Annotated in this window: 13 protein-coding genes; 6 read left to right on the forward strand and 7 right to left on the reverse strand. The window is 56.6% G+C overall.

Features of this window, described 5'->3' with window-relative positions:
* Positions 1-14: 14 nt before the first annotated feature.
* Positions 15-2,261, reverse strand: coding sequence for a phosphoenolpyruvate--protein phosphotransferase (ptsP, locus tag OKF39_RS19100; protein ID WP_479983259.1), 2,247 nt, complete (start codon positions 2,259-2,261; stop codon positions 15-17).
* Between the two features lie 12 nt (positions 2,262-2,273).
* Positions 2,274-2,804 (reverse strand): RNA pyrophosphohydrolase, encoded by a 531-nt coding sequence (gene rppH / locus OKF39_RS19105; RefSeq protein WP_097534618.1) that lies wholly within the window; start codon positions 2,802-2,804, stop codon positions 2,274-2,276.
* Between the two features lie 683 nt (positions 2,805-3,487).
* Here rppH and mutH point away from each other — a divergent pair.
* The 3 genes from mutH (at position 3,488) to OKF39_RS19120 (ending at position 5,699) form a co-directional block, all read left to right on the forward strand.
* Positions 3,488-4,180 (forward strand): DNA mismatch repair endonuclease MutH, encoded by a 693-nt coding sequence (mutH, locus tag OKF39_RS19110; protein ID WP_028014286.1) that lies wholly within the window; start codon positions 3,488-3,490, stop codon positions 4,178-4,180.
* Between the two features lie 128 nt (positions 4,181-4,308).
* Positions 4,309-4,527, forward strand: a complete 219-nt coding sequence (locus OKF39_RS19115) for a YgdI/YgdR family lipoprotein (RefSeq protein WP_014885085.1) — start codon at positions 4,309-4,311, stop codon at positions 4,525-4,527.
* A gap of 131 nt (positions 4,528-4,658) precedes the next feature.
* Complete coding sequence (locus tag OKF39_RS19120) at positions 4,659-5,699, forward strand: NADP(H)-dependent aldo-keto reductase (protein ID WP_028014287.1); 1,041 nt, start codon at positions 4,659-4,661, stop codon at positions 5,697-5,699.
* Between the two features lie 45 nt (positions 5,700-5,744).
* Here the strand turns inward: OKF39_RS19120 and lplT are convergent, their stop codons facing one another.
* A complete protein-coding gene (gene lplT, locus OKF39_RS19125; protein WP_041908380.1) occupies positions 5,745-6,938 on the reverse strand; it encodes a lysophospholipid transporter LplT in 1,194 nt (397 codons plus the stop codon).
* The gene (gene aas / locus OKF39_RS19130; RefSeq protein ID WP_060572238.1) at positions 6,931-9,090 is read right to left on the reverse strand and encodes a bifunctional acyl-ACP--phospholipid O-acyltransferase/long-chain-fatty-acid--ACP ligase; all 2,160 of its coding nucleotides are present in this window, start codon (positions 9,088-9,090) and stop codon (positions 6,931-6,933) included. Before aas ends, lplT begins: the two co-directional genes overlap by 8 nt.
* 624 nt (positions 9,091-9,714) lie before the next feature.
* Between aas and galR the strand changes: the two genes are divergently transcribed.
* Positions 9,715-10,731 carry an HTH-type transcriptional regulator GalR gene (gene galR, locus OKF39_RS19135; protein ID WP_028014290.1) on the forward strand — a complete coding sequence of 339 codons (1,017 nt, stop codon included), beginning with the start codon at positions 9,715-9,717 and terminating at the stop codon, positions 10,729-10,731.
* On the opposite strand, the gene OKF39_RS19140 is transcribed toward galR, so the two are convergent.
* Positions 10,692-11,177, reverse strand: coding sequence for a GNAT family N-acetyltransferase (locus OKF39_RS19140; RefSeq protein WP_100170816.1), 486 nt, complete (start codon positions 11,175-11,177; stop codon positions 10,692-10,694). The two genes, galR and OKF39_RS19140, sit on opposite strands and share 40 nt — an antisense overlap.
* A 220-nt stretch (positions 11,178-11,397) precedes the next feature.
* Between OKF39_RS19140 and OKF39_RS19145 the strand changes: the two genes are divergently transcribed.
* Positions 11,398-12,435: a LacI family DNA-binding transcriptional regulator gene (locus OKF39_RS19145; protein ID WP_028014292.1), complete on the forward strand. Its 1,038-nt coding sequence runs from the start codon at positions 11,398-11,400 to the stop codon at positions 12,433-12,435.
* Here the strand turns inward: OKF39_RS19145 and lysA are convergent.
* Complete coding sequence (gene lysA / locus OKF39_RS19150) at positions 12,405-13,667, reverse strand: diaminopimelate decarboxylase (RefSeq protein ID WP_479983260.1); 1,263 nt, start codon at positions 13,665-13,667, stop codon at positions 12,405-12,407. The genes OKF39_RS19145 and lysA overlap by 31 nt on opposite strands.
* 122 nt (positions 13,668-13,789) lie before the next feature.
* Between lysA and OKF39_RS19155 the strand changes: the two genes are divergently transcribed.
* The gene (locus OKF39_RS19155) at positions 13,790-14,716 is read left to right on the forward strand and encodes a LysR family transcriptional regulator (protein WP_045260912.1); all 927 of its coding nucleotides are present in this window, start codon (positions 13,790-13,792) and stop codon (positions 14,714-14,716) included.
* Here the strand turns inward: OKF39_RS19155 and OKF39_RS19160 are convergent.
* The gene (locus OKF39_RS19160) at positions 14,711-15,403 is read right to left on the reverse strand and encodes an aspartate/glutamate racemase (RefSeq protein ID WP_324663397.1); all 693 of its coding nucleotides are present in this window, start codon (positions 15,401-15,403) and stop codon (positions 14,711-14,713) included. The two genes, OKF39_RS19155 and OKF39_RS19160, sit on opposite strands and share 6 nt — an antisense overlap.
* Between the last annotated feature and the right edge of the window lie 78 nt (positions 15,404-15,481).

The raw sequence follows: 15,481 nt of genomic DNA on the forward strand, positions 1-15,481 counted from the left end.
AGGACGAAAGACGATTAGCGACCACCGCGGATCAGGCCGCCCATACCGCGCCGCTCCATAAATGCCGCCACCTGGTGACGAACCTCTGCGGCCAGCTGCGCCTCAAGGCTGCGCTCAGCCAGCTCGCGGGCATCATTGATGTCGATATGCCGCAACAAATACTTCACGCGCGCTACTGCGCGGCCGTTCATTGACAGATGACGATACCCCAGACCAATCAGGATCGCGACGCACATCGAGTCTCCGGCCATTTCACCGCACAGGCGGAGATCAATACCGTACTGTTCAGCCTCACGGGCGATCATCGCCAGCGCGCGAATGATCGCCGGGTGCAGGCTATCGTAGATACTGGCGACGCGGGTGTTGTTCCGGTCGACGGCCAGAATATATTGCGTCAGGTCGTTGGTACCAACCGAGATAAAATCAACGCGATTTGCCAGTTGCGGCAGCATAAAGACCATAGATGGCACTTCGAGCATGACGCCGATCCGTGGTTTCGGGATCGCATAGCCAATCATCTCTTCCACTTCACGACCAGCACGTTCGATCAGGCGCCGCGCTTCGTCGATTTCATCTATGCTGGTGACCATCGGCAGCAGGATACTGAGATTGCCCGTCGCGGCGTTGGCGCGCAGCATCGCGCGCACCTGGATCAGGAAGATCTCCGGCTGATCGAGCGTAATGCGGATCCCGCGCCAGCCCAGACACGGGTTCTCTTCGCTGATGGGCATATACGGCAGCTGTTTATCCGCACCGACATCCAGGGTTCGCAGGGTGACAGGCTTGTCGTTGAACATCTGCAACATCCCCTGATACTGCGCCACCTGCTCCTCTTCGGAGGGGAAACCGCTCTGCAGCATGAAGGGGATTTCAGTGCGGTATAAACCGATCCCGTCGATGCGGCTGCCAAGCTTCTCTTCGTGCTCGGGGCTTAAGCCGGCGTTGAGCATGACTTTGATCCGCTCTCCGCTTTTCAGCTGCGCGGGCAGGTTAACGTCATCTTCCGCCAGCTTGCTTAATTCATTCTCTTCGCTGATGAGACGCTGATATTCCTGGAGCAGAACCGGCTCAGGATCGACCAGCAGTTCACCGCGGTAACCATCAACCACCAGCGTGCGGCGGTGCAGCACCGATGGCTGAATATCCGCCCCCATAACGGTAGGGATACCGAGCGCGCGCACCATAATGGCGGCATGGGAGTTCGCTGCACCATCACGTACGACAACCCCGGCGAGTCTGTCCTGCGGCAGCTCGGCCAGTGTTGTTGCCGAAAGTTCATCGGCCACCAGCACAAACCGTTTTGGCCAGGCATTCGGCCCCTGAATGGTATCATCAAGGTGGAACAGCAGGCGCTGTCCCAGCGCGCGGAGATCTCCCGCCCGCTCTTTCAGATAACCGTCGGTCAGGTCAGCGAACTGCTCGGCAAATTTTTCGATGACCTTTTTAACCGCCCACTCCGCGACTGCGCCTTTATCAACCTCAGCAAAAAGCTCACGGCGCAGACGCGCGTCGGAAAGCAGGTGCGAGTAGAGGTCGAAGATGGCCGCCGTCTCTTTTTGCGCACCAGCGGCAAAGCGCTTGCTGTAGCGACGGAACTCATTGGCCGCCTCTTCCAGCGCGGCAGTAAGACGCTCGCGCTCCAGCGCTTCATCAAGCGTAGAGGCTTCGTAGACCTGCTCCATCAATGGCAGCGTGGCGTCCATCCAGCCTTCCGCAATCGCCACCCCTGGCGATGCCGGAAGGGCGCGAATGCGCGTATGGCGGTACTGACCAAAGAGCGCAGCAAGCTGAGACTGAGAGAGGATCGCCGCCATCTGTGTCGCCAGCGTGACGAGGAAGGACTCTTCGCTTTCATCATACTGACGCAGCTCGCGCTGCTGGACGACCAGCACACCGAGTAGCTGACGACGCTGAATAATCGGCACACCCAGAAACGCGCGGAAGCGTTCTTCTTTTACGGAAGGGATGTATTTAAAGCTGGGGTGTTTTTGCGCGTCGGCAAGGTTGATAGGTTCAGCCAGCCGCCCAACCAGACCGACGATACCTTCATCAAATGCGAGCGTTACGGTGCGCCCCCGCGGCTTTTTCAAACCGCGGGTCGCCATCAGGTAATAGCAGCGCCGATCGTGGTCGGCCAGATACACCGAACAGACCTCGGTCTCCATCGCAAGACAGATGTCAGTGACCAAAATATTCAGCGCCTCGTTGAGGCGCGGAGCGCTGGCCACCTTCTCGACTATTTCTCGCAAGCGGGTGAGCATGATTTGCGTAGCTTAACCTCTTTTACGTCGCCAGGCAGGTGCGCTCTGCGGCTTAGGCGGGATCTCCTGAAGCTGCATCACCACACTTGCAAACTCTTTCATCACCCTACGGTAAACATCGCGCTTAAATGACACGACCTGACGAACAGGATACCAATAGCTCACCCAGCGCCAGCCATCGAACTCCGGCGTACTGCTGGTTTGCATATTGATGTCCGAATCGTTGCCCATCAACTGCAGAAGAAACCACTTCTGTTTCTGGCCGATACAAACCGGCTTTGTGTCCCAACGCACCAAACGTTTCGGTAACTTGTAACGCAACCAGTTGCGGGTCGAGGCAAGGATGCGAACATCTTTTCGGCTTAAACCGACCTCTTCAAAAAGCTCCCGGTACATCGCTTGTTCTGGGGACTCTCCCGGATTGATCCCGCCTTGCGGGAACTGCCAGGAGTGCTGACCATATCGACGGGCCCACATGACCTGGCCCTGACGATTACAAATTACTATTCCTACGTTCGGGCGGTAGCCATCGTCATCAATCACCGGACTACCCCAAACTAAACCTTATATATGAATGATTGTTTCACACTACAGTGAGGCGGTAAACCACTCTCTTACAGGCCTGCAACCTAATAACATTTGAATAACTCACAAATAAGCTCAGAGTTATAAACAGATGTGCGGTCTTGAGGGCAATTTTATTCACCTTTTCTGTGGATATAGTTGTGAAGAAGTGTCTGATTACCGATGAACAACCTGAAATGGCCTCTGCCCTCCCATTTCTCGCCTTCAACATAAAGCCATATTTTTCATTATTTTATATTCATATCGACAAACAAAATGCAGAATAGCGTGACGATCGTCACAGTAGGGATCGTCGTGCTGATGAAAGATCGAACAGCGTCGGTTTTATCCACAGATTGTGCCAATAAGTTAGGCACAATTTGTCTGAAATTTGGATTTTCGTCGCACGTCAAGGCTGTAAATTGAAACAGTAGTCAGGGTTATGCCCAGTTATCCCATTTTTCTGTGGATAACATGGTGTAAGATCCTGTTTATTGTCAGTGACCAGATTTGAACAACCCGTTTTGCGTCCCTGATGAAACCGTGAAAAATTCATAAAAAAACCTATAAATCATGCACATGGAATATTGGTACGGAAAAAGTTAAACTCTATCCACAGGGGACTGTTTCTTCGTTTATTTTTTAATCAAAAGGTTATCGTCATGCATCCGCTTTCACCCTTGCTCTCACCGCCTTCGAGCGAAAGCCAGTTGCTACAGCAGGCTCAGCGCCTTGCAGGCTTCTCGCTGGGCGAACTGGCGGCGATGGCAGGGCTACAGATCCCGAAGGATCTGAAACGAGATAAGGGCTGGATCGGCATGCTTCTGGAGCTGTGGCTGGGGGCAAGCGCCGGGAGCAAGCCAGAGCAAGATTTCGCGGCCCTTGGCGTAGAGTTAAAAACTATTCCTATCGACCGCCAGGGTCGGCCCCTGGAGACTACCTTTGTCTGCGTTGCGCCCTTAACCGGCAATACCGGCGTAACGTGGGAAACCAGCCACGTGCGCCATAAGCTGAATCGCGTGCTTTGGGTTCCGGTTGAAGGCGAACGGCAGATCCCGTTAGCTGAACGCCGCGTTGGCGCGCCGCTGCTCTGGAGCCCGGATGAAGAAGAGGAGCATCAGTTGCGCCTGGACTGGGAAGAACTGATGGACATGATTGTGCTCGGTCAGGTCGAGCGAATTACCGCCCGGCACGGAGAAGTGTTACAGCTGCGCCCGAAAGCGGCAAACAGCAAAGCGCTTACCGAGGCGATCGGCGCGATGGGCGAACCCATACTGACGCTGCCGCGCGGCTTTTATCTCAAAAAAAATTTCACCGGCGCGCTGCTTGCTCGTCATTTCTTACTTAAAACATAGTTTTTTACTTATTTTGCGAGCTCACAAACATAATCGCCTGGTTTTTAAGATTTTACCGCTTCACCCTGTTGCTATAACGGGTTAATACTACACTATGATTTGATACGAGCCAGATGAGGACGATAACGATGAAAAAATGGGCGGTGTTAATTTCAGCAGTCGGGTTGGCGTTTGCCGTTTCGGGCTGCAGCAGTGATTACGTCATGGCGACGAAAGACGGCCGGATGATCCTGACTGACGGTAAACCTGAAGTCGACGATGATACCGGTCTGGTCAGCTACCACGACCAGGCAGGCAATAAAATGCAGATCAATCGCGACGAAGTCTCGCAAATTATTGAGCGATAACAGTCGGAGGTCAGTAGCCTACTGGCCTTTTTGATTTTTTTCTTCCCCTTTTGCTTCCCCTCTGCCATGTTTATATTCCTTTGTCGGGAGGTTCCTGACGCGGTCTACATGTCTATTGAAGGAAGCCGGCTATGCATTATCACCGTATCCCCCACAGCGCTCTGGAGATAAGTCAACTGGGGTTGGGCACGATGACATTTGGTGAACAAAACAGCGAAGCCGATGCCCATGCACAACTCGATTATGCCGTCAGCCAGGGGATTAACCTGATTGATGTTGCAGAGATGTACCCTGTGCCTCCACGCCCTGAAACGCAGGGACTTACCGAAACCTATGTCGGTAACTGGCTGGCAAAACGCGGTAACCGTGAAAAGTTGGTTATCGCCTCGAAAGTGAGTGGCCCCGCGCGAAACAACGATGCCGGGATCCGCCCAAACCAGATCCTCGATCGCAAAAATATCCGCGCCGCGCTGGACGCGAGCCTGAAGCGCCTGCAAACCGACTATCTCGACCTTTACCAGGTCCACTGGCCGCAGCGTCCAACCAACTGTTTTGGCAAGCTCGGCTACAGCTGGAACGAGAGCGCCCCCGCCGTTACGCTGCTGGAAACGCTGGAGGCGCTGACCGAATGCCAGCGCGCGGGAAAAATCCGCTACATTGGCGTGTCCAACGAAACGGCCTTTGGCGTAATGCGCTATCTGCACCTGGCGGATAAACACGATCTGCCGCGCATCGTCACCATCCAGAACCCGTACAGCCTGCTTAACCGCAGCTACGAGGTGGGGCTGGCCGAAGTGACGCAATATGAGGAAGTGGAACTGCTCGCCTATTCATGCCTCGGTTTCGGCACCCTGACGGGGAAATACCTGAACGGTGCGAAACCGGCCGGGGCGCGTAATACCCTCTTTAGCCGCTTTACCCGCTACAGCGGCGAGCAGACGCAAAAAGCCGTTGCTGCCTATGTGGATATCGCGAAGCGCCACGGCCTGGATCCGGCGCAGATGGCGCTGGCCTTCGTGCGCCGTCAGCCGTTTGTTGCCAGTACCCTGCTTGGCGCGACGACCATGGAACAGCTGAAAACTAACATTGAGAGTTTCCATCTGAACCTGAGTGAAGAGGTGCTAGCGGAGATTGAAGCGGTGCATCAGGTTTATACCTATCCTGCGCCGTAGCTGATGCTTTTGCCGGGTAAGGCGAAGCCGCCACCCGGCTACTTATTAACGGCGACGCTGCCAGATCCACAATCCCGCAATCGCCGCCGCGAACAGCCCACCAAATCCAACGCCAATCGCCACCACCGGGACACCCACTTTTACCGCCAGCGAGTAGAGCCCCAGCATTAACAGCATGGCCAGGTTTTCACCGAGATTTTGAACCGCAATGGCATTCCCCGCCCCGACGGTCTGCTTGCCACGCTCCTGGAGTAACGCATTCAGCGGTACCACAAAGAAGCCCCCCAGAATACCAATCAGGATCAACAGAGCATAAGCGGGCAATAACGCATGTTGCAGCGAGAAAATAAGCACCACGAGGCCAATCAGGATCCCCGCTGGCATGCAGCGTGCGACCGTTTCAAGCGTCACCAGCTTCGCCGCCGCGCCCGCCCCAGCCACAATGCCGATCGCCACCATCGCATTAAGATAGGTCGGCGTCGCATTGTCCGTAATCCCCAGCGCCACCGGTACCCACAGAACCAGCAGGAAGCGCAGCGTGACGCCCGCCCCCCAGAACATACTGGTTCCCATCAGGGAGAAACGCGTTTCCCCGTTACGCCAGAGCACGCGGCACGCGTTAAAGAAACTGCCGGTCATTGGTTTAAAGCGCCAGGACTGGCCCGGGCGAGCCACCGGCAGCTTCGGAATAAACAGGTTAGCCACGACCGCCCCACCATACACCACTGCACACACGCCCAGGGCCGCCAGAACATGCCAGTCGGCCAGCACGCCACCCGCGACGGAGCCGAGGAGGATAGCGGCAATCGTTGACGACTCCATCAGGCCGTTGGCTTTCACCAGTTTATCGCCCGTGGTCAGTTCTCCGAGAATGCCATACTTCGCTGGGGAGTAGGCGGCAGCACCGATGCCCACCAGCGTATAGCCAACAAACGGATTAAAACCAAAACATATACTGGCAGCGCCCAGCAGCTTGAGACCGTTGGCAAACATCATCACCCGGCCTTTCGGGAAGCTGTCCGCCACCTGCCCCACAAACGGGGCAAAGATAATGTAAGCGCCCACAAACACCATCTGCAGGATCGGCTGACTCCAGTCAGGGTAAAACTCGGCTTTCAGCAGCGCCAGCGTGGCAAACAGCAGCGCGTTATCACCGAACGCAGAGAGAAACTGCGCGGCGATGACCGCCATCATGCCTTTTGAACGCAGCGAGGTGTTAGTGTGTACTGACTCACGCATTTTGCTGTTCCGCCTCTTCAACCATACCTTTCAGGGTCACGAAATCGGGCTTGCCGCTACCCAGCACCGGAAGCTGCTTCAGGTAGCGAATATCGCGCGGCACGGCCAGTTCAGGAATACCGTGTTCACGCGCATAGCTCAGTAATCTGTCGCGCTTAAGCTCAGCATCAGTGGTAAACAGCACCAGCGCCTCGCCTTTGCTGGCATCGCTCTTCACGACCGTGGCGTGCATCTTCTCGGCGGACACGGCCGTCGCCAGTTGTTCAACCATTTCCAGAGAGACCATCTCACCGGCGATTTTGGCGAAGCGTTTTGCGCGCCCCTGAATCTGTACAAAGCCTTGCTCATCGAAACGAACGATGTCACCGGTGTCGTACCAGCCGGTTTCAATCTCGCCGTTGACGTTTTCCGCCGTTGGCGCTTCCAGCACGCCTGGGTTTTCCACGCGCAGGTAACCGTTCATCACGTTCGGCCCTTTCAGCTGCAGGCGGCCACCGTCCTCAATGCCCGGCACCGCCAGCAAGCGCGCATCCATCCCCGGCAGAATTCGGCCCACCGTTCCCGGTTTCGCCGCCATCGGCACGTTAATCGAGACCACGGGCGCACACTCGGTAACGCCATAGCCTTCGAGGATGCGCAGGCCAAACTTGTCCTGCCAGATCTGACGCGTACTCTCCTGCAGCTTTTCCGCACCGGCCACCACGTACCGCACGCGATAGAAATCATACGGATTGGCGAAACGGGCATAGTTACCCAGGAAGGTTGAGGTCCCGAACAGGACGGTGCAGTTACGGTCATACACCAGCTCCGGCACGATGCGGTAGTGCAGCGGGCTGGGATAGAGGAACACCTCGGCACCGGTCAGCAGCGGCGTGAACAGCCCCACCGTCAGGCCAAAGGAGTGGAACAGCGGCAGCGCCGACATAAAACGGTCATTCGCGGTAAAGTCGGCAATGCTTTTGATCTGCTCAACGTTCGCCAGAATACTCTTGTGGCTGTGGACGACGCCTTTCGGGTTACCCTCCGAACCCGACGTGAAAAGGATAATCGCGTCATCTTCCGGCTGCTGCTTGACCTGGGCCAGATGCGGCACCAGCAGATGCGCAAAAATCCACAGCTTGTCGCCGGTGGTCACGTCCGCTTTTAGATCTTCCAGGAAGACCCAGCGTACCTGGGTCAGCTGTTCCGGCAGATGCCACAGCTTGCCTTTGTCAAGAAACTGTCGGGAGGTAAAGATGGTATTGATTTGGGCGGCGGTAATGGCGCTGGTCAGCCCTTTCACGCCCGCCGTGTAGTTCATCATCGCCGGTATACGGCCACGGGAAACCGCACCAAAAATCACCGCCGCGCTGATGCCCGCGTTTGGCAGCATCAGGCCGATCTTTTCGCCCTTTTTGCTGTACTTCTCAAGAATGCGGCCCACGAACAGCGTCTTGGTCAGCAGTTTACGATAGGTATCCGGGGTAAAGTTGATGTCTTCAATGCAGTTTTTCTTCGCGCCGTAGCGGTACTGCGCCGAAAGTAGGGATTCATACAGCGTTTCACGCGGACGAACGGCCATGCGCGCTTCCATCATAATCTGGTGCAGCATTTCCCCGGCGATTTTACGGCGATCGCGGGCACGCGGCGCTTCCGGCATCGGTAACGACGTTGGCGGCAGGATATGCAGCGTGATTTTGGGGAACAGACGCTGCTTCACCAGCCCCTTAAGGCGGCTGAAATGGGTCAACTCTGCGCCTTCAATGCGCAGCGGCACCACGGTCGCGTTTGATTTCGCCGCGACAAACCCCGCGCCGTCGTAGATTTTCATCAGCGAACCGGTCACTGAAATGCGCCCTTCCGGGAAAATGACCACCGGACGCCCCTGCTCCACCAGACGTACCAGGTGTTTAATCATCATCGGCTTTGTCGGGTCAAGCGGTACGAAATCGATCAGTGGGGTGAGCCAGCGCATATACCACTGCTGGCTGATGGAGGTATAGACCGCAAACACCGGACGCACGGGCAGAAACAGCGCAAGCAGGATGCCGTCTATAAAGGAAACATGATTGGGTGTGATGAGAACGCGCTCGCCACGAAGCGCCTGGGCGTCGCCAGTGACGCGGATGCGAAAAAGAATACGGAACAGTGTACGGAAAAACCCAAATAGCATCTCAACTCCCTTTGCCAGACAGTGTGGTGGGTTGACAGTAAATGGTGGCAGATTACACGAGAAGTGATACGGGAGCGACAGCAAAAATGGAGGCGAAAAAAAACCTGCGCATCCGCGCAGGTTGGTGCAAGAGATGAGTACGAAACCGTACTAAGAATTCTCACCAATCAATACCTCTGGGATCTTGATTGTGGCTGTTGACCCTGCGCTTCGCCAGCAGGAAAACGCAAGGGAATGAGCCGAAATGCAACCAGGTGTGAATATTCTCTTTTGCTGTTACAGGTTGAACGATCAGGCAAAAAAAAACCTGCGTAAGAACGCAGGCTGGTGTAAGTCGTGTTAATCAACCGGAGTTGATTCCACCTATCAATACCTCTGGGATCTCGACTCTACCAACCTCTTTAACGTCATCGCCACCGGACAATCGCAACAGCCTGAGGCAAAGTGTAACTAAAGGTTCAGAATGACATTCTTCTGACATGACCAGGCGTGTAACGATTACACTACCAGGGTTGGTCTGCGTCACGTTTGTGGCGCGCGGAAACCGGCTTCCCTTGAATGGACGTCACTTTTCCGCAACACTATTCAGTGTGTAAACGCTTACCCCAAATAAGAAGGTTATAAATGGCGACAATAAAGGATGTGGCTCGTCTGGCAGGTGTGTCGGTAGCTACCGTCTCCCGCGTGATTAATGATTCACCCAAAGCCAGTGACGCATCACGCCAGGCGGTACAAAGCGCCATGGAAACCCTGAACTACCATCCGAATGCCAACGCCCGCGCGCTCGCCCAGCAGTCAACAGAGACTATTGGGCTGGTGGTGGGAGACGTTTCCGACCCCTTTTTCGGTGCCATGGTAAAAGCGGTTGAACAGGTCTCTTATCAGACGGGTAATTTTTTGCTGATCGGCAATGGCTATCATAATGAACAAAAAGAACGCCAGGCCATCGAGCAGCTGATCCGCCACCGCTGCGCTGCACTGGTGGTACACGCCAAAATGATCCCGGATGCCGAGCTAATTCACCTGATGAAGCAGATGCCCGGCATGGTGATTATCAACCGTATTATCCCCGGCTTTGAAAAACGCTGTGTAGCCCTCGACGACCGCTACGGCGCCTGGCTTGCGACCCGTCATCTGATTCAACAGGGTCATACCCGGATTGGCTATCTCTGCTCCAATCACCCCATTTCTGATGCGGAAGACCGCCTGCAGGGCTACTACGACGCCCTGCGCGAAAACGGTCTGCCGTGCAATGACCGTCTGGTGGCCTACGGTGAACCGGATGAGAGCGGCGGCGAACAGGCCATGACGGAGCTGCTGGGTCGCGGACGGAATTTCACCGCGGTCGCCAGCTATAACGATTCGATGGCCGCCGGGGCAATGGGCGTCATGAATGACAACGGGATTGAGGTGCCAGCGGAAATCTCGCTGATTGGCTTCGACGATGTTTTGGTCTCCCGGTACGTGCGCCCGCGCCTGACCACCGTACGCTACCCCATCATCACGATGGCCACCCAGGCCGCAGAGCTGGCGCTGGCGCTGGCCGAACAACGCCAGCCGCCGGAGATTACCCATCTCTTCAGCCCAACGTTAGTGCGCCGTCACTCCGTTGCTGCGCCCGCTGACGCGCAGAGCGAATAGCGATACATGTGTACCGTTTTATCCGGATACTCCAGCCCATCGCCAATATACTGCCAGCCGTAACGTTCATAGAAGTCGCGGCAGGCAGACCAGAGATGAAGTTCCTCGTACCCGGCCCGTGCGGCGAAGCGTATAACATGCTGCTGTAACTTTCCTGCCAGCCCCTTGCCGCGCGCCGCGTCGTCAACGTAGAGCGCCGCCAGCCACGGACAGAGATCCTGACGGGTAATCAAATCACAGCGCCAGAGTCCCACCGTCCCGAGAAGCCGTTCATCCTCTACGGCGATAAAGGTCAGCGGCAGGGCACCCGGCGTCTGGCTGTGCTCGACGATGCTATGGAAAAAATCCCGCGCAAGCCCCTCGCCAAAGGCCTGCCAGAGCCAGTCGGTGACCTGCTCCGCATAGCGCGGTGCCTCGTAAAGCGGGAGAATGACGGTCTTTTTCACGTTTCACCTGCGTTTTTAATGAATATGCTGGCCTGACGCCTCCAGCCCGGTTTGGCGATTATTTTACCAGAGTCAGACTATTTAGTTTTACTTCCGGCAGGCCAGGCGAATCGTGACCAAAAAGCGTGATCGTGGCAGAAGTTTTGCGCTTCCCGCATCGCTTATACGCTGTCAGGTCTGTGTTAAACTGCAAACCATTACGTGGAAGCAGGAATGTAGAATGGCAACAATGCTGGATGTCTCACTGCGCGCGGGCGTGTCGAAGGCTACCGTCTCGCGCGTGCTGAACGGCACAGGTCAGGTTAAAGAGAGCACGCGTCAGCAGGTCTTTGCTGCGATGGAAGAGCTGGGCTACCGCCCAAACTTTCTCGCGCGTTCGCTGGCTAACCAGACCAGCAACAGCATTGGTCTGGTCGTCTCTACCTTCGACGGCTTTTACTTTGGTCGTCTTTTGCAGCAGGCGTCGCGGCAGACCGAAACCCACGGGAAACAGCTGATCGTCACCGACGGTCACGACGCGCCAGAGCAGGAAGAGCAGGCGGTGCAAATGCTGGCCGACCGCCAGTGCGATGCCATCGTGCTTTACACGCGCTATATGAGCGAAAAAGCGATCATCAAGCTGATTAATACCGTGCAAACGCCGCTGGTGGTCATCAACCGTGAAGTCAGCCAGGCACCGGAGCGCTGCGTGTTCTTCGAACAGCAGGATGCCGCGTTTAAGGCGGTGGATTACCTGATCAATCAGGGCCACCGGGAGATCGCCTGCATTACCGTTCCGATCCACACCCCCACGGGTAAAGCACGGCTGATGGGCTACCGTAAGGCGCTGGAAAAGCACGGCATTCGTCTGGACGAGCGTCGAATAAAGTACGGTGATGCGGGAATGACGCGGGGCTATGAGCTGTGTAAGGAGCTGATTGCTGAAGGGGTGTCGTTCAGCGCGCTGTTTGCCTGTAACGATGATATGGCGCTGGGCGCGTCCAAAGCGCTGCATCAGGCAGGGCTTAAGATCCCGCAGGATATCTCCCTGTTCGGCTTTGACGATGCCCCAAGCGCAAAGTGGCTGGAGCCTGCGCTGTCGTCGGTTTATCTGCCGATAGATAACATGATCGTCACGGCTATCGATCAGGCGATCCGGCTGGCGAAGAACCAGCCGGTCGATGCGATCCCGCCGTTTACCGGCACGCTGGTATTACGCGATTCGGTCACAACGGGGCCGTACTTTAATCAAACGAGTTCCAGCGCCAGCAGTTCCTGAATGGTCTGGCGACGACGGATCAGCCGCGCCTTGCCGTTATCAAACAGCACTTCCGGCAGCAGCGGACGGCTGTTGTAGTTCGAGGACATAGACGCCCCGTACGCCCCGGTGTCGTGCAGCACCAGGTAATCGCCCGGCTTCACCTCGGGCAGCGCGCGGGTTTCAACTTTGCCACCTTCCTGCTGGGTAAACACATCACCGGATTCACACAGCGGGCCTGCGACCACCGTCTCGCGGCGCGGCGCGTGCGTTAAATCGCGGCCATCGGCAGCCAGGGCGGTAATGTGATGGTAGCTGCCGTACATGGACGGACGCATCAGGTCGTTAAAGCCCGCATCAATCAGCACGAAGTGGCGGGAGCCCATCTCTTTGACGCTGCGTACCTGAGCCACCAGCACGCCGGCTTCGGCTACCAGGAAACGACCCGGCTCAATTTCCAGCTTCACGGCATGGCCCAGATGCGCGGCAATTTGATCGCGCGCGGCGCTCCACAGGCCGTAATAGTGATCGGTGTCGATCGCCTCTTCCCCTTCACGATAAGGAATGGAAAGACCGCCACCGGCGGAGATCGCCTCCAGATCCTGACCGAAGTCAACAACCTGGCGCACCATCGCCCCGCACACCTGCTCCAGGTGCCCGTAATCGACGCCGGAGCCAATGTGCATATGAATACCGACCAGCTTCAGGCTGTAGCGCTGCAGTACCTCAAGCGCGGCAGGCATATCGGCATACCAGATCCCGTGCTTGCTGTTTTCGCCCCCAGTGTTGGTTTTTTGGCTATGGCCATGTCCAAAGCCCGGGTTGACGCGCAGCCAGACGCGATGGCCGGGTGAAACCTGCCCAAGCTGCTCCAGCATATCCACAGAACCGGCGTTCACCGGCACCTGCAGTTCATGCACGCGCGCAAGCGTTGCGTCGTCGATCACATCCGCGGTAAAGACGATCGCGTCAGGATCGGTTTTCGTATCAAAGCCTGCCGCCAGCGCACGTTCGATTTCACCCAGCGATACGGAGTCAACCTTCACGCCCTGCTCGCGCATCAGGCGCAGAATATGAATATTGGAGCAGGCCTTCTGGGCAAAACGCACCACGTCAAACTGATGCAGGGCGGCGATCTTCTCGCGAACGATCTGCGCGTCGTAGACCCATACCGGGCAGCCAAACTCGGCGGGCAGGCGCAGCAGGTTTTCAGCGTTCAAATCGGTATCCGTCTGGTTGAGCGGGCGTGGCATGGTCTTCTCCGGTTCAATTCATTTTTTATGATTACGCCACAGCGGAAGCAGAATAAAAAATATCGTTTTATCGCGAGTCTATGCAAAAATGATATGGACAGTTCCTTGCTTTCAGGTGCCCTATGCCCGCCGTCAATTTACGCCACATCGAGATTTTTCACGCCGTGATGACCGCCGGCAATCTCACCGAAGCCGCGCAGATGCTGCATACCTCGCAGCCGACGGTCAGCCGCGAGCTGGCGCGCTTCGAGAAAGTGCTGGGGCTGAAGCTGTTCGAACGCGCCCGGGGCAGGCTTCACCCGACGGTGCAGGGGTTGCGCCTGTTTGAGGAAGTGCAGCGCTCATGGTACGGGCTGGACAGAATCGTCAGCGCGGCGGAAAGCCTGCGCGAGTTTCGTCAGGGCGAGCTGTCGATTGTCTGCCTGCCCGTCTTCTCTCAGTCCTTTTTACCGACGCTGCTCCAGCCTTTTCTGGCCCGCTATCCTGAGGTCAATCTCACCATCGTCCCGCAGGAGTCGCCTCTGCTTGAAGAGTGGCTGTCGGCACAGCGGCACGATCTCGGGTTAACCGAAACCCTCTCGACACCCGCAGGAACGGCGCGCACGGAACTGCTCGCGCTGGATGAAGTGTGCGTTCTGCCCGCCGGGCATCGGCTTGCCCACAAAGCAGTGCTGACGCCCGCGGATTTTCATGGTGAAAACTACATTAGCCTGTCGCAAACGGACAGCTACCGGCAGCTGCTGGATACGCTTTTTTCTGAGCATCAGGTGAAGCGGCGGATGGTCGTTGAAACCCACAGCGCGGCGTCAATATGCGCGATGGTGCGCGCGGGCGTTGGCGTTGCGGTCGTCAATCCGCTTACGGCGCTGGACTATGCAGGAAGCGGGATCGTCATCCGCCGTTTTAGCGTTTCCGTCCCGTTCACCGTAAGCCTTATCCGCCCGCTGCACCGTCCGGCTTCCGCGCTGGTGGACGCATTCACCGAACACTTAGTTGAGCATGCGCGTCAGGTGGCGCTTCGCTTACCTGACCTGCAAAACCCGTTATGACAGCATAAATTCCACGGCATCTGCCGCGTGAATGGCCGCGGTATCAAACACCGGGATGGGGCTTCGTTCGGCCGGCACCAGCAAACCGATCTCCGTGCAGCCGAAAATTACCCCTTCAGCCCCCTGCTGCGCCAGTTTATCTATTACGCTGACGTAATATGCGCGGGAGGTTTCGCTGAAGGTTCCGAGGCAGAGCTCGTCGAAGATAATCTGATTGATGCGCGCCCGGTCCCCCTCATCCGGGATCAGGCTTTCAATCCCAAACTCGCTGTGCAAGCGCCCGCGATAGAAATCCTGCTCCATGGTGTAACGTGTGCCCAGCAAGGCCACGCGCGACATTCCCGAAGCGCGAATGGCGCGTCCGGTGGCGTCCGCGATGTGCAGGAACGGCAGCGAACAGCGCGCTTCAATGTGCGAGGCCACTTTGTGCATCGTGTTGGTACACAGCAGAATGCCCTGCGCCCCCGCACGCTCCAGCCCCAGCGCGGCATCAGCCAGGATTTCTCCGGCTTTATTCCATTCGCCGCTCGACTGGCAGGCTTCGATTTCATGAAAATCAACGCTGTGCAGCAGCAGGCTCGCGGAGTGCAGGCCGCCCAGACGCTGCTTTACGCCTTCGTTAATCAGGCGGTAATAAGGGATTGTCGATTCCCAGCTCATCCCGCCTATCAGGCCAATCGTTTTCATCATCGCTCCTTATCTGTTTAAGCCAGTGAAGCAAACTTGTGATCCTGTTTCCAGTTCTTTATTACGTCGTTTTCTTTT

Source organism: Enterobacter cloacae complex sp. HYC042_NIDB (assembly GCF_056673315.1).